Here is a 14694-nt window from a genome sequence, read left to right as displayed (position 1 = left end):
CGCATTTTCAAACTTATTGATGATAGTGATTGCAGCCTTTAACGGCGACCACACAAAGTATCGTTAATAAATAACCGAGATTTCGGAGAATACACATGAAACTTAAAGCACTTTCTATCGCGCTACTACTTAGCAGTGCATTTGCAGCACAAGCGGCTACTTTCCACGGCCCAGACAAAGAATTCATTGGCGCAGCTGAAGCATCTGGCGTACCAGCAGCACTATGGGATAACGCTGAATATGCGGCATCGACTTTCCCAAATGCTTACAAGTTCACTCCTAGCTACAAAATCAAAGCTTCTGGCGTTGCTCCTGAGCAGTTCAAAAAAGGCGCTCAACTAGACTTTGAAAAAATTCAAATCGCTGCAATTGACGGCGAAATGTCACTGAATGATTACCTACGTGACCGTGTTAAAAACCACTCTTTAGTTGTACTAAAAGGCGACAAGCTATTACACGAGCACTACTGGAATGGCATGAATGAGACTTCTACTCACTTAGACATGTCAGTCACTAAGTCTTTCACTGCTATGCTAGCAGGTATTGCTGCTGATCAAGGAAAACTTGATGTGAGTAAGCAAGTCACCTTCTACCTACCAGAGCTTAAGGGTACAGCTTGGGACGGCGCGACTGTTCAAGAAACTGCTGACATGCGTACTAACGTTGTTCAAGAAATCCAAAAGCACAAGTCGTGGGATACTCGCATGACTGACTCTCAAGGTTGGACTGGCGATCACTCAGCAACTTACCCTCAAGGTATCCAATCTTACTTCCCACTAGTTAAGGAAGTCTCTGAGCCAATGGGTACTAAGTACTCTTACCAATGCATCAACACTGAAGTTCTAGGTAAAGTTGTAGAAGCTGCTACAGGTGAAAAACTTGCAGACCTTCTAGAGCAAAACTTCTGGGGTAAAGTTGGTATGGCTAACGACGCTAACTACCAGGCTGACTTTGCTGGTAACCCAGTAGCTTCTGGCGGTCTAAACGCTGCAACTAAAGACCTTGCACGTGTTGGTCGTACCCTAGTAAATGGCGGTAAGAACTACAAAGGCGAGCAAGTTGTTCCAGCTCAGTTCATCAAAGATATCCTAGCAGGTAACGACAAAGTACGTAGCGCATGGTTAAAAGGTAAAGAATCTGCACTAGCTGAAGGTTGGTACAAAGACCAATTCCGCGTACTTAACATTGGCGGTCGTACTATCATGGCGATGGTAGGTATTCACGGTCAAATCCTAGCAATGGACCACAAAACCGGTACTGTTGTTGCTATGAACGGTGGTTACCCACAAACTGAAACTCCGCGCATGGCTATTGCTATTTTCTACCAAGCACTACCAGCAATCTTTGCTGCTGCCGACGAAGTTAAGTAGCTTTAAGAGTCTGTCGTGATGATTAGCGCAAGTCATTGATAGCGCTAACGCTCTACTCTAAGTTATAAAAACGCCTGCAAGGTAAATTGCAGGCGTTTTTTATTGGGTGTAAGCCCTAATCAGCAAAGGCTAATAGCACCTAATCATACTGATAATTAATCCCGAGCCAAAAGCTGCGGCCCACTTCTACACCTGAATTACCAGGCAGTACCGAATAAGTACGGCTATCGAGTAGGTTTGAAATATCTACGCTTAGCGAAAGCCTGTGCTTATGAAAATCCGGCAAGCGGTAGCGAACCGATGCGTTTAATAAAATGGCATCGTCTAGTTCAAACTCCCGGTAAATGGTAGCCTCAAGTGGGATGAGTTCTCCTGACTCATTCTCGACCGTAATGTCATCAAAATAATGCACGTTCGATGTTGCAGCAACCGATGTATATCCCTGGGTATACTTTGCCGTAAGTGTGGTTTGCAAATCGTCAGTCCACTTGGCAGTCCAACCCATGTTTACCACCCAAGGACGGGCATAGTTTGCTGCGATTCTGTCTAAGTCATCTAAAGAAACAGCGGTATAAACGGTTTCCTCTTTACCTTCTGCATTGATAATAGTCGTTTCATGGGCCACGATTTGATCTTGCGGCGTATCGTCAATATCTCCGTCATAGCTATCTTGCGTCGTTTCAGTTTGCGACCAAGAGGTATTAGCCCAAAAGCTATGATCTTTATATTGCCCATTCCATGACAGTGAGATGCGCTTCTGCTCGCTTTCACCTTTGTTTACCTGATAAATATAGGTATAGCCACCTTCGCGAACTGAGTCGCCTTTACCTAGCTCATCTTTACTCTTGCGCCAAACACCACGCAGTGACAAGAAGCCGCCTAGCATTTCTTGCTTCCAACCTAAAGTCAGCTCGTCGGAATAAGGCGTTTTAACACCATCGTAGCGATAGCGCGTCAAATCCTGGCTGTTAGCGTCAGTCCATTCGGTCAACTGCCCGTCTTTAGTCACCTCACGAGTTTGGGTGATATAGGGTAGTTGCTGCTCGCGGATAGCATAGGTTGTCAAATTAGCATCGTAATAGCGGCTGGCACCAAAGGTAATCAAGGTTTGATTATCACCAAATAAGTCATAACCACCCGAAAAACGTGGCGAGACGTTATGGTTTTTAAAGAAGTCCTCAGTATCGTAACGCAGGCCAAGGTTAAAGTTCCAATCACCTACTTCGAATACGTCTTGAACATACAGAGCACCTTTACGCACAGTGACATCGATATGTTCTTCTTGGTAAATCAGCCTTTTTTGCAGGAATTGCCCGGTGGTGACGACGTTTTCTTCCCTTAATCTAATATGTTCCGGATTGGTGTCATCAAACGGCTCACCTAATATGGCAGATAATTCTTCCTCAGATAGTGACTCCTGCTCAACACAGGCAACAAAATTACCGGTACAGTCAACGTTAGACTTAACTGCTGCATTAGAGTAGCGAACACTGTCTTGGTTGCGGTCGCGGGTAACTTGCTGGCTTTCAAGCTGCAGTCCCATGGTAAATTGATGGTCTAACTCCCAAAAACTCGTATCAAAATCAAACTTGTTGTTGAGTGAGTATGTCACCTGGCCATTGTCTAAATCGCCATTACCACCTTCTTTAGACACAGTGGAATCGTTTGGTCCCCAGTCTTTACCCTTGTACTTGCCCCAAATAACATGATCAATTGGTGCTGTGCGACTATTTTCACTGTAACGAGCGTTTGCAGTAATCTTCCAATCTGCCCAGCCAAGGTTACGAAGACCTGTGGCATTCAACGCATAACCACCACCTTCTATGCTGTAGTCACTGTTTAACGTGTCATCGAGAATGTAGTTGCCTTTATAAGGCGCATATAGTGCAGAAACACTTAAATGATCAAACCAATCCTGCTCAGAATCGTATTTGAGCATGACGTTTGAGTTAGTACTTGAGGTGTCAACTAACTCACCTAGCGACTCAATGCTCTTGGTCGATTCAGTATGATTAACGTTTAAACCTATGCCTCGACCTTTACCTAGCTTTTTAGCTAGTTGCAGCTTGTATTGCTTTTTATCGTAAACCGGTTTTTCAAATACTGACTCTGACGGATCATCTCCTTCTCCATAAATATCATGAAATGATACCCAGTCAGATTGCGTTGCTCGATAACCAAAACTCACCGAAGGTAAGTCCCAGGCATCTTTACTTTGTGACTCAACCACCCCGCCCATAAACTCGCCATATTCCACCGGAATATTTGAGTCATAAACGGTAATACTTTCAACAAGATCTTTATTCAAAAAGAACTCATTGGTGTGCCCCATTACCGAGTTAGTCTCATCAGCAGATAGGCCTGAGCTTGCTGGGTCAATACGACTATTGGTGTTCATACCATCAATGAAAAAGCCATTTTGGTAGGCTTTACCACCTGAAATAGACACTTCACGAGAGCGGATATCAGTCAGGCTTGCAATGCTATTATCGGCTTCGTTTGACTGAATACCTGGCAAGCCTTTTAAAAGCTCAGTAATGTCACCATTGCCCACTGGTGCATTTTCAATAAAGTCTTGCGACAAGAAAATACGCCCTTGGGTTTCAAGTACTTCAGGGCCAAAGTAGCGCCCGGTAACCTCGATTACCTCAACAGGTGTACCGTCGTTATTCAGGCAGGCTTCCATGCGCTGAGCTTTTTCATAGCTCAGTAACTCGGCTTCAGGAAAGCGCATTTTAGTTGCACAGGTAACCCATAACTCAGGTGTTTTTTTAGTTTGCGTTAAAATCTCTTGTTGCTGTTGCTCAAACGAATCCCCCTCTTCCGCATAGGCGGAAAAGGGCATAGTGAGGGTAGACGCCAGCACAATGCTGGCGTACACAGGGTTTAATTTAAACTCCATAACAGCAAACCACTACTGAGCGACATCAGGCACAAGTGGGTTGATGTCATTCTCATCAACAATGCCATCACCATCGGCGTCGTCATCAGCAGTTAGACCTGAAGCAATCACTTGCTCCTCGGTTGCTGTAGTAATGAAGAAATTAGGCTTACCATCTTGGTCAGTATCAACGTTTGCAGCAACAGTGCTAGGGAAGTCATCTTGTTGCGCAATAAACTGTGACAATGTTGCCGTAAGTTCCAGCTTGTTTGCCTCAGCGTTTGCTTCACGTGCAATCACTTGATTACCTAACTCAAACTCACGAGCAGAGCCTAATAGCGGTATCCAGTCCTCATTAATATTGGCCTGAACCGTCGTACTTTGGGCTTGTAACTTAGTATCAATGAAATCATTTAAGCGCTTAACTTGTGCTTTTAGTGCAACTAACTGCTCCGCATAATTGTTTTCGGCCGCAAAGAAGCGTGTCTGCTTAATAACGGCATATGATTCTGAAGCCGAGTTTTCTAGCGAAGTATCAACAAGCTGCTCTAAAATCTCAATAGCTAGCTCAAGACCCGCTTCTTGGTCATCACCATTGTCTGCCACGTATTGGTCATAGTTATCAAAAAAGTCATCTACCAGTACTTGGGTCTGAGTTGTTGCTTCTTCAAGTAAGCCATTCAGTGCTGCACTTTGAGCAAATTCGTAGCGCCACTCAATTCGGTCTTCAAAGTCTGAAACTAAATCAATCAATCCTAAGGCTTCAATGATTGCAGGGATTGCTACTTGAGTATTCCCCACTTTTGCAGCATTGGCAGCTAAATCTTGGCGCGCCTCGATTAAGTCAGCGGTAAGCACATCTTCACTGGTTGTTGGATAATGGTCAGCAACTAATGCCTGACATGTCGTTAGCATAGATTGAGCATCTTCAGTCGCTCCCATGCGCAACTGCATGTCCATTAACTTGCCACAACCATAAGAGCCAATGACATAACTCGGTGACGATACGCGAGCCTCTATGTGCTCGCTGCTGATTAGAATGCCTTTCGCCGTTTCAATTGCCTCTTTAGCGGCATCATTTTCCCCCTTTGCGATAAGGTGAGAGGCAAGCCCAGGTAGAGTGATTGTTTGCTCAGCCACTGCGCGGAACTGATTGAGGGTATTGCCATCTTCTAGCGCAATGAGATGCTCGGTTGCTTGTTTTACTGTGCCGCCATTTAACACAATTGACAGACCATGCTGCGCATCAATTTCTTCTTGAATATCTTCGACGTAGCTCTCGCGCGTGTTATCTAAATTAATGAAGGCAAGTACAGGGTTGGTTGACAGTTCAGAGTAGTACAACTCAGCCGCACCAGCTGCAACTTGTAGCGGGTAACGATTCTTATACTCTAAAGTGTAAACGGCGCTCTCATGTGCGCTGCGATTATATGCTTCATCGTGAGTCACATCTGTATACAGTGCGATAATACGGGCAATAAGCTCCTTGGCTTTATCTACTTCTCCCGCACGGTTGTATAGGGTTAACGCAAAGGCATAGTAAGTGCCACGTTGATAATAATGTGGCTTACCCGCATTGCTATAGCTAGAGGTTAGCTCTTGGTAACCCGTGTCATCTGCAACTGCAACTAAACGGTCAATCGCTGCTACCAGCTTTAAGCGGTTTTCTTCAGTTCGATCATTTAGATAAATAGTTAACAAGCTATCGGCATAGTTATCGAAACTCGTTACCAGTCGCTTGTATGCCGTCGAAACTTCATCAGACTTCAGCGCTTCTTTCACTAAAGCTAAAATACCGATGACATTGTCCGCACCTGTTTCAGATCCGCTATCGATATAGCCATTAAGTAATGTTTGATAGAAAGTACCATCGGTATTGCTGAAGCTGGCGAAGCCTTTGTCTGCAATGTAACGGTTATAAATACCTAAACCTTTATCGCGAGCAGCATCACCATCCGCATATAGGCCTTTAGCATTGTATTCAGCGCCAATGTCTTTGTATGCTTCCGCTTGGTTGCTCTCGAAAATAATATCTTGATCAATAATTTGGTCGGTTTTATCTGTAAAACCTGCTGCTGCATAACCTTGCGCTAGCGCGTAGTATGCAGGGTCTGCGGCGCTATCACCTGCAATCGTTTCTATGAGTACTTCCGCTTGTTTAAGGTGAGATAGCTCTGAGGTGTAGTAAAAATCTTGTTTTTGTTGATTGGTACCATATTCTGGTTTTAGCTGAATCACTTTGACAACTTTGTCAGCGATGCCATCGGTTACACCAACCGTAAATTCATTGGCAAACGATGTTAGCTCAGGTTTGTAGGTGAACTTACCTGTTACAGGGTCTAACACCAGCGTGCCAGATTCTGGCGCAACTTCTACCGAGTAAGTCAGTGTATCGCCATCCACATCAATAGCGTTGACCTGGCCAATAATATCGCCACTCGCATCAACTGCTAATGAACTGCCAGAAATAACCGGCGCATCATTCACGCCCGTGACGGTGAAAACTAAATCACCAGATGTTGATGCACTGCCATCACTCGCTTGCACTTTAGCGGTATCGCTACCAAAGAAATCCGCTTTTGGCGTGTAGCTGTAGCTACCATCTGCCGCCAAGGTTAAGGTGCCGTTTTCAGGCGATTGAGTCACAGAAAAACTGATTTGATCGCCATCTGCATCTGTAGCGGTTAAATTTCCATCAAAACTAGTATCTTCAGCGAGTGTTACGCTTAGGGAAGTTGCATCAAATGTTGGTGCTGTATTCGGAGTATCGCTTGAGCTTGAACCGCCACCACATGCTGTAAGTAATCCTGAGAGTACTGCAATTGCAACCGGGGCAACCGGGAACTTACGCTTTGCCATCTGTTAATTCCTGTATGTCTTTTAAGTCAATTCGACGGCATTTTGCTCTCGCAAAATTACAAATGCAAACCATTCTCATAATCATTTAACAACAAATTGTTAATTGCGCGATCTTGATCGCAACTTTATGTAAATACTTAGTTGAGGTCTAAATACTGTGTAAACGTACAAAAATTTACTTTTCATGAAACATGAATAAACATCAAACACTTGATTATATTAAATATTATATTTATAGAACGATTATTCTAACTTGATTGTAAATTTTGAAGCTCATAGCTGATTGTTAATAAATATAACAAGACTGAACACAAGAATTAGTTAACCAAAAGACTGTAAAACACCAAAAATTTACCAATATTTACACTTGTATTTAACGTACGAAAGGCGATTAAATTACCATGGGATATAGCGAGGAATGAGCCTGTTTGCATGTCTCACTTTGGAGCATATAAACAAACAGAGGTAAAACATAAATATAAACAAAAAGCCCAGCAGTGCTGCTGGGCTTTGATGAAACTGACAACCAGTTTTTCGCTTAAATCTAGAACGGGATATCGTCGTCCCAACCTTCATCCAAATCTGGGGTGAAATTCTGGTTTTGTTGTGGCTGTTGCGGCGTAGGCGCTGGACGCTGCTGAGGTGCAGCTTGTGGCGCTTGTTGCTGCTGGAAGTTACCTTGCGGTGCTGCTGCAGGCTTAGGCTGATAACCGCCTTGCTGTGGAGCTTGCTGTTGCGCTGGTGCTTGCTGCTGACCGAAGTTTTGACCTTGTGGCGCAGCTGCTGGCTTAGGCTGGTAACCACCTTGCTGTTGTGGAGCTGACTGCTGTGGAGCAGACTGTTGTGGACGTTGGTAGCCACCTTGGTTTTGACCTTGGAAACCACCAGCATTGTCGCCACCTGAATTACGGCTATCTAGCATTTGCATTTCTAACGCGTTGATTTCAGTTTTGTAACGGTCTTGACCAGTGTTTTGGTCTTGCCACTTGCTGGTTTGCAGCTTACCTTCGATGTAAACCTTAGAACCTTTCTTTAGGTACTCGCCAGCAATCTCAGCTAGACGACGGTACATTACGATGTTGTGCCATTCAGTGCGCTCTTGTGGTTGACCTTGTTGGTCTTTCCAAGACTCGCTAGTTGCAATAGTAAAGTTAGCTACTGCATTACCATTTGGCATGTAACGCACTTCGGGATCTCTACCCAAATTACCAACCAAAATTACCTTATTCACACCACGACTGGCCATCGAAATCTCCTGAGATTCTATCTAATACTTCGCAAATTTTAATACTGTTGATCGTTTAAAGATCTAATTGACAGAGCGTAACACAGCTCGAGCGTCACTCAAATTGAAATTGTCGTCCACCTTCAAATAGGCAACCTTTTCTTCAACTACTACTATCGCCTCGGCAACACCTGCTAATGCACTTAACTCAGTCGCCATGGCTTTAGCATGGTCACTGTCAGTAAAGTGAGCGTTCAAGGTGTAGCTTTTAAGTAGCACAGGGTTCTTCATGCCTATGGTTAACAGCAGCCACACACCAATTAACGCAAGACCCGCAAAGAACACGCCCGATGCACCTAAATACTGGTAAGCGCCCCCGCCAATCATGCCGCCACAAAATGCACCTAAAAACTGGCTAGTTGAGTACACGCCCATTGCCGAGCCTTTATCACCACTTGGGCAGAACTTAGCAATTAAGCTTGGCAGTGACGCCTCTAAATAGTTAAAGCCGGTAAAGAATAATAATACCGCTGCCGCTAACACCCATAAGTTGCCAGCAAACATGCCCATGGCAGCAAGTGACAGCATCATAATAATAAGCGCGACCTGGAACATGCCTTTAGTGTTGTTGCGCTTAACGCCAATAATGATCAGCGGCACCATTAAAAAGAACGCGCCGATAAACGCTGGGAAGTACAACATCCAATGCTTTTCTTTCACTAGACCTGCATCAACTAAATCTAACGGCAAAGCCACGAATACTGCGGTAAGCACTAAATGCAGAATAAAAATACCTGCATCTAGGCGAAATAGCTGTGGGTCGACAAACAAGCGCTTAAGCTTTTCAGGCACGGCTACCGTGTCGCCTTTTGGCGCTTGCGTAATAGGGTTCGGTACAAAGAACTGCACAATCAACATGCCCACAACCGCAAGGGCTGCAGTTAGGTAGAATAAGCCCTCAAGCCCTAATGACTGCGTAGCAATTGGCCCCACCAGCAATGACAGCGCAAATGAAAAACCAATGCAGATGCCAATCACTGCCATTACTTTGGTGCGCTGCTCGTCACGGGTTAAGTCGGCTGCTAGCGCCAGTACCGCTGCCGCAATCGCGCCCATACCTTGAATGGCACGCCCTAACACCACGCCATAAATGTGATCAGACATAGCAGCAATCACGCTACCAATGGCAAACAGCACTAGGCCAATTAGAATAATCGGTTTGCGGCCATATTTGTCTGACAGCATCCCCATAGGAATCTGAAGTAAGGCTTGAGTTAAGCCATAGGCACCAATAGCAATTCCCACCCAAAGTGGTGAGAAGCCTTCAAGATGCTGACCATAAAGCGCGAAGACAGGCATGATCATAAACAGCCCCATCATTCGCAGCCCAAATACACTAGCTAGCGAAAACGCGACCTTTTTCTCAACACCTGAGAGTCCATTTGCGGCCATGCAATTGCCCTTTTGAAAAATGTAAAAAATTAACAGCGCATGTTATCACAGCGAAATAATTAAGCTCAAAAGCAAATCACACTTTACTCATAAAGCTGCTTTTAATATTCACCTTTAGCTGCTAGGGAAGCAACAGGCTTAACCTAACCGCTGCCCCATTACCTACTCGTGCTCCTATCCATGAACCAAAACAGGCTTAACATCGTATGATTGCGCCACAGCTGATTGCCAATGATTGTTCACAATAGCCAAACTCACGCTAACGAATACTTACCCTACAATCGGTAATTTCGATGTGGCCTATACGTTAAAATCAATTAAACCCATCAGCTAAACTATGCGATACTAAAGCCAATTTTTACTCACTATTACTGTTAGCAGCTTAATAGCTACACTTTGTTGCCCCAACTATATAGCTGCAAAACTATGTAGCTCCGAAAAGAAGTAGCAGCAACGCTAGCAGTTCCTAAACGTTATTGAAGAGTGCCAATGGACAAAATTGAAATACGCGGCGCCAGAACCCACAACCTAAAAAACTTTAATTTGACCATTCCACGGGACAAATTGATTGTAATCACAGGTTTATCGGGTTCGGGTAAGTCATCTCTCGCGTTTGACACCCTCTATGCTGAAGGCCAGCGCCGTTATGTTGAGTCGCTGTCGGCCTATGCACGCCAATTCTTGAGTTTGATGGAAAAGCCAGATGTCGACCATATTGAAGGCTTAAGCCCAGCGATTTCCATTGAGCAAAAATCAACATCGCACAACCCGCGCTCAACCGTAGGTACCATTACTGAAATCTACGACTATTTGCGTCTATTGTTCGCCCGTGTCGGTGAGCCACGCTGTCCAACACACGGCGCGCCACTGGCAGCACAAACCGTTAGCCAAATGGTAGATAAAGTATTGGAGCTACCAGAAGGCAGTCGCCAAATACTGCTGGCACCAGTGGTTAACGACCGTAAAGGTGAACACGTTAAGCTGCTAGAAAACTTATCAGCACAAGGTTATATCCGCGCACGAATCGACGGAGAAGTGTGCGACTTAACTGACCCACCAACGCTGGATTTACACGTCAAGCACACCATTGAAGTGGTGGTTGACCGCTTTAAAGTACGTGACGACTTAAAGCAGCGTTTAGCTGAATCATTTGAAACGGCTTTGGAGCTATCTGGCGGTATTGCCAAGGTTGCCTCAATGGACGGCAGCGATGAAGATGAAGAGCTAGTGTTTTCTGCTAACTTTGCCTGCCCAATCTGTGGCTACTCAATGGCAGAGCTTGAGCCGCGCATCTTCTCATTCAACAACCCTGCGGGCGCGTGTCAAACCTGTGATGGTTTAGGCCATCAGCAGTTCTTCGACCCAGACCGCGTAGTCACCAACGGTGAGTTATCGCTAGCTGGCGGTGCTATTAGAGGTTGGGATCGACGTAACTTCTATTACTTCCAAATGCTTACCGCGTTGTCTGAGCATTATGACTTTGATGTTGAAGCACCGTTTGACAGCCTCAGCGACAAAGTAAAGAAAATCGTATTTTACGGCTCAGGCAAAACCAAAATCGCCTTTAAATACGTTAACGACCGTGGCGATGTAGTGGTACGTAACCACCCGTTTGAAGGCATTTTGAATAACATGGACCGCCGCTACCGCGAAACCGAAAGTAACTCGGTGCGCGAGGAGCTGTCTAAGTTCATCAATATGCAACCATGTAATAGCTGTGGCGGCTCACGCCTGCGTGAAGAAGCCCGCAACGTGTTCATTGGCGACATTAATCTGCCTGAATTAACCACTTGGTCGATAGGTGAAGCAAAAGACTACTTCGACGGCCTGCACTTTGAAGGTCAACGGGCGCAAATTGCCGAGAAAGTCCTTAAAGAAATCTGCGATCGCTTAGGCTTCTTGGTCAACGTCGGCCTTAACTATTTAAGCCTATCTCGCTCAGCCGACACGCTATCTGGCGGTGAGGCGCAGCGTATTCGTCTTGCAAGCCAAATCGGTGCGGGTCTTGTGGGCGTGATGTACGTGTTAGATGAACCCTCTATTGGTTTGCATCAACGTGACAACGAGCGCCTGTTAAACACCCTTGGGCATCTGCGCGATCTTGGTAACACTGTGATTGTGGTCGAACATGACGAAGATGCGATTCGCATGGCAGATCATGTTATTGATATTGGCCCTGGCGCTGGCGTTCACGGCGGTGAAGTGATTGCATCGGGCAGCCTTGAGGACATTATTGCCTGCGAGCAATCGGTAACAGGGCAATATATCTCGGGCGAGAAGCAAATCCACATTAGTGATGAGCGCACGCCAATCGACAAGAAAAAACTGATTGAGCTTAAAGGCGCTAAAGGTAACAACCTTAAGAATGTCGATTTATCGATTCCAGTCGGCCTGCTGACCTGTGTCACAGGTGTTTCTGGCTCAGGTAAATCAACGCTTATTAACGACACCTTCTACAAAATCGCTCACCGCGAGCTAAATGGCGCAACGGTAGACGAGCCAGCGCCATATAAGAGCATTAAGGGCATGGACCACTGCGACAAGGTTGTGGATATTGACCAAAGCCCAATTGGTCGCACCCCGCGCTCAAACCCAGCCACTTACACTGGCATCTTTACCGCCATTCGTGAGCTATTTGCTGGCACCCAAGAAGCCCGAACCCGTGGTTATCAGGTTGGCCGCTTCTCGTTTAACGTGAAAGGTGGCCGCTGTGAGGCGTGTCAGGGTGATGGTTTAATCAAGGTAGAAATGCACTTCTTACCTGATGTGTACGTGCCGTGTGACTCATGTAAAGGTAAACGCTATAACCGCGAAACCTTAGAGGTGAAATACAAAGGCAAGAGCATTCACGAAGTGCTGCAAATGACAGTGGAAGACGCCCGTCAGTTCTTCGATGCCATTCCATCAATCTCGCGCAAGCTACAAACCTTAATGGATGTCGGACTGTCGTACATTCGACTTGGTCAAAGTGCTACCACGCTATCAGGTGGTGAGGCGCAGCGCGTCAAGCTGGCAAAAGAGCTGTCAAAGCGTGATACCGGCAAGACCTTGTATATTCTCGATGAGCCAACCACAGGCCTGCACTTTGCCGATATTCAGCTACTGCTAGATGTATTGCATCGCCTAAAATCCCACGGCAACACGATTGTGGTGATTGAGCACAACCTTGATGTAATCCAAACAGCTGACTGGATCGTCGACCTCGGCCCAGAAGGCGGCCAAGGCGGCGGTGAAATCTTAGTAACTGGCACACCAGAGCAGGTTGCCAAGCATAAGACATCCCATACTGCCAGATTCTTAAAGCCGATCTTGGAGCTGCATAAGCAAAGAGCTAAGGCTAAAGCTGGTAAGTAGATTTGGTTTAGGTTTTACCTAGATTTGATTTGTATTTAAAGGGAAGTGGCTATTAAGTCACTTCCCTTTTTATTTGTTAAGCATTTATCCCGCTCTATTGCTCAATACCGAGCGCATCAAACACCCATCAAGCAGCCGTTTCTATTTTTCTATAACAAACTCAATCCATCTTAAAACTCAGCTAAGCTATGATTAAACACAAAATCATCAACTTAGGTGGCTCATGTTCGTAAGGCGACATCAATACAATCTCCATCGTTATTTACTCACGCTAGCTATTTGCGTGCTAACTAGCGCCTGCGCCAGTCAGTATCAATGTAAGCAGCCGTTGACTCACCATTGGGTTGATTTGGAGCAAGTTAAAGCCGATGTGGTCAAGCTTAGCCATGATGATATGCAGGGGCGTAAAACCAATACCTCAGGCGCTGAGTTTGCCCGTAGTTACATTGCCAAGCGATTTGCGCAAATAGGCTTAACACCTTGGGCAGCGCTTGAGCGAGACGACTACCAGCAGCCTTTTGAATACCAATATCAGTTTAGTGATAGAACTGGCATTAATATGGTAGCAGTGCAATTAGCAAAGCAGTCAAGTGCTCGTTGGCGTGTGGTGGTTGCGCATTATGATCACCTTGGTAAACGTGGCAGCAAGGTTTATAACGGCGCGGATGATAACGCCTCTGGTGTGAGTGGGTTGTTTGCCATTGCTGAGCATTGGGCGAATCTGCCTATCGCGCAGGAGGTTAATTTAATGCTCGTGGCAACCGATGCCGAAGAAATTGGCCTTTACGGCGGCTATGGCATTGTTGAAGAGTTAACCAAGCAGCAAGTTAAACCTGAGCTAATGCTTAACTTGGATATGATAGGGCAGCCTCCAAGGTCGAAAAGTATTTATATTGAGGGCGATAAAAATCTTGAGCAGTTTGCTGAGCTAAAATGGCAGCTATACCAACAAAATAACTTATGTGTACGTGAGCAGCGCAGTCACAAGCCTGCACTCGGTTTAGGCCGCACTAACTGGCTTAAAGCGTCTGATCACTACCCTTTCCACAAAGCCAAAGTTCCCTGGGTATATTTGGGTGTGCCGCCCCATCGCCACTATCATCAGTTAACCGATACTGCCGATACCATTAATTACGAATTTTTGGCGGCAACCATAGAAACCGGATTAGAAATTCTGCAAGTCGATCAAAATCAGATATTGCCGATAGAATAGAGCCTGTAGGTCTTTCAAGATTATTTTTGCAGCTGTTTGTTGGAAATTGATACAAGGCAACCACTTTGATGTGTGGTTATTCCACATGAGTAAGTTGTTAACGCAGTAGAAATGACAACAAGCGCTGCCGGTACGGTTCATCTAAAAGCACCTGCGCTCTTAGCTAAGAGTTTTGCGCTGCGAGCCACTCGTTTGGTCGACTAAACTACTTAGCTTGCGTCTTGATTAAAGTACTTTTAATTCGAACAAATTCCAATCAGCAAAGATCCATAGGCTCTCCCCTAAACCAAGGGTAATACTGAATATTTCCAAATATCATATTTTCGTGATAGGTCGATGC

Annotated in this window: 7 protein-coding genes; 3 read left to right on the top strand and 4 right to left on the bottom strand. The window is 45.4% G+C overall.

Annotated elements, in window-relative coordinates; translation table 11 throughout:
* The first annotated feature begins 95 nt into the window (after positions 1–95).
* Complete coding sequence (locus tag G3R49_RS00865; RefSeq protein ID WP_167868352.1) at positions 96–1370, top strand: serine hydrolase; 1275 nt, start codon at positions 96–98, stop codon at positions 1368–1370.
* Between the two features lie 139 nt (positions 1371–1509).
* Here the strand turns inward: G3R49_RS00865 and G3R49_RS00860 are convergent, their stop codons facing one another.
* The 4 genes from G3R49_RS00860 to G3R49_RS00845 form a co-directional block, all read right to left on the bottom strand.
* Positions 1510–4272, bottom strand: coding sequence for a TonB-dependent siderophore receptor (locus G3R49_RS00860; RefSeq protein WP_167868351.1), 2763 nt, complete (start codon positions 4270–4272; stop codon positions 1510–1512).
* A 12-nt stretch (positions 4273–4284) separates the two neighbouring features.
* On the bottom strand, positions 4285–7110 hold the full coding sequence (locus tag G3R49_RS00855; protein WP_167868350.1) for a cadherin-like domain-containing protein: 2826 nt from the start codon (positions 7108–7110) through the stop codon (positions 4285–4287).
* 544 nt (positions 7111–7654) lie between these two features.
* Positions 7655–8356 (bottom strand): single-stranded DNA-binding protein, encoded by a 702-nt coding sequence (locus G3R49_RS00850; RefSeq protein WP_167868349.1) that lies wholly within the window; start codon positions 8354–8356, stop codon positions 7655–7657.
* 63 nt (positions 8357–8419) lie between these two features.
* Complete coding sequence (locus G3R49_RS00845; protein ID WP_167868348.1) at positions 8420–9787, bottom strand: MFS transporter; 1368 nt, start codon at positions 9785–9787, stop codon at positions 8420–8422.
* A 489-nt stretch (positions 9788–10276) separates the two neighbouring features.
* On the opposite strand from G3R49_RS00845, the gene uvrA reads away from it, so the two are divergent.
* Both uvrA and G3R49_RS00835 read left to right on the top strand, forming a co-directional pair.
* Entirely contained in the window at positions 10277–13141 is a 2865-nt protein-coding gene (uvrA, locus tag G3R49_RS00840) for an excinuclease ABC subunit UvrA (RefSeq protein WP_167868347.1), read from the top strand.
* 223 nt (positions 13142–13364) lie between these two features.
* Entirely contained in the window at positions 13365–14354 is a 990-nt protein-coding gene (locus G3R49_RS00835) for a M28 family peptidase (protein WP_167868346.1), read from the top strand.
* The last annotated feature ends 340 nt before the right edge of the window (positions 14355–14694 follow it).

It is taken from the genome of Shewanella sp. WXL01, from assembly GCF_012263345.1.
Classification (GTDB): domain Bacteria; phylum Pseudomonadota; class Gammaproteobacteria; order Enterobacterales; family Shewanellaceae; genus Shewanella; species Shewanella maritima.
The sequence above is the reverse complement of the archived record's forward strand: the minus strand, read 5'-3'. Positions and strand labels throughout refer to the sequence as shown.